The sequence below is a fragment of the Embleya sp. NPDC020630 genome, assembly GCF_044334985.1.
Lineage (GTDB): Bacteria > Actinomycetota > Actinomycetes > Streptomycetales > Streptomycetaceae > Embleya.
The window spans coordinates 1-1,103 of sequence record NZ_JBIRUB010000062.1; the positions used below are offsets into that span (position 1 = coordinate 1).

Annotated in this window: 1 pseudogene; it reads left to right on the top strand. The window is 67.5% G+C overall.

The features are described 5' to 3' along the window. Window positions 1-76 precede the first annotated feature (76 nt). Window positions 77-1,080: pseudogene (locus ACH4XV_RS48475) on the top strand (IS5 family transposase). Window positions 1,081-1,103: the final 23 nt, after the last annotated feature.

A 1,103-nucleotide genomic window follows, 5' to 3' on the forward strand; every position in this document is an offset into this window, starting at 1 on the left:
TAGGTCGCGTATCGGGTTGTGATCAATCTGTGGGATTCGTCGTCAAGGCGGTCCTGGTCTGGTAGATCGTCTTGGTGTGACGCGAGAGCAACTGACGGACGTGGAGTGGGAGTTCATCGGGCCGTACCTGCCGATCGGTGCGTACGGCCCGTATCCCGAGCGGCTGCGGCAGCAGTTCGAGGGCGTGATCTGGAAGTTTCGGACGGGTACGCAGTGGCGTGAGGTGCCGGAGCGATTCGGTGCGTGGCCGACCGTCCACAACCGTTTCCGGCAGTGGCGCGACGCCGGTGTCTTCGAGGCCCTGCTGGAGGGCCTGATCGCGGAGGCCGCGAAACGGGGCGGGGTGGACCTGTCGCTGGTGAGCGTGGACTCGACCACCGTCCGGGCACACCACGACGCCGCCGGGATGCATCTCGACCCCGACACGCTCACCGCCCTGGAGAAGGCCGCCGCAGAAGAGGAGAAGGCCCGACAAAAGGGGGCGGGCCGGAGGGACAAGAAGGGAACGAAGTCGGAATCGACCCGGACCGGGAGGAACGACGACGCGTCCGGCGCCGTCACCGAATCCGGCTGAAGGCTGCCCTGCTCGGGCGCTCGCGGGGCGGACAGACCTCCAAGATCCACCTCGCCTGCGACCGGAACTGCCGCCCGTTGGCGTTCGTCCTGACCGCGGGACAGGCCGCCGACAGCCCTCAGTTCGTCCCCGTCCTCGGGAAGATACGGGTCCGCGGGCCCGTCGGGCGACCCCGCACCCGACCCGACGCGGTCGCCGGGGACAAGGCCTACTCGTCCCGCGCCAATCGAGCCCACCTGCGGAAACGCCGCATCAAGGCGATCATCCCGGAGAAACGGGACCAGGCCGCCAACCGCAAGCGGAAAGGCAGCAGGGGCGGCAGACCCTTCGGCCACGACGCCGACCTCTACAAGGAACGGAACACGGTCGAACGCCTGATCAACAGACTGAAGGCCTGGCGCGGCATCGCCACCAGATACGACAAGACCCCCGAGAGCTACCTCGCCGCCCTCCACCTCCGCGCCGCAATGATCTGGCTCAACGCCCTCACCCACACCACTCATTGATCACGACTGGATACGCGGCCTAG